Raw genomic sequence first — 611 nt, forward strand, 5'->3', positions numbered from 1 at the left:
CGCGCGTAATTAGCGGAGGTAATTCTCGCATCTATATCGCCTTTCCCGATTGCCTTGGTAAACCTTCCTTGATCAGCTTGAAATCTAATTACTTCAGGCCAAGTATCGTTAAAAAATAAAACTTCCTGCTTACTAGATTCGTCTATTTGAGGTTCAAAGCTCACTTTGATCTCATCAGCTTTATTTCTGGCTAGCCATGTGGCATAACACGTCCCCTGAGGAACGAAAGACTCAGAAGCATTTTTGTTGTACGCTAACAAATCATCAGGGTATAAAACCTGATATAAGGTCTTATCGTCAATAGCTAGTGAAGACTCCTCTTCACGATCTAAAACCCCATCGTTATCGGTATCAGAGCTTGACGGGTCGGTAAGCGTAAGAGCAACTTCGACACCATCGCTAAGCTGATCACCATCACTATCTGGTATAAGAGGGTTTGTTGAAGTCAAATACTTCTCGACACCATCAGATAAACCATCGCCATCGGAATCAGCGGAAAGAGGTTCAGTGCCGAGTAACAATTCTAACCCGTCTTCAAGTCCATCGTTGTCGGAGTCACTGCCATTTACAAGCGTCCCATTTACTAATTCTAACTCATCGGTTAAACCGTC

Annotated in this window: 1 protein-coding gene; it reads right to left on the reverse strand. The window is 43.2% G+C overall.

What is annotated here, in order from left to right; translation table 11 throughout:
• Nucleotides 1–611: hypothetical protein (locus tag A3756_RS27080; protein ID WP_368664564.1), on the reverse strand; the 611-nt coding region annotated here is incomplete at both ends.

It is taken from the genome of Oleiphilus sp. HI0086 (assembly GCF_001635225.1).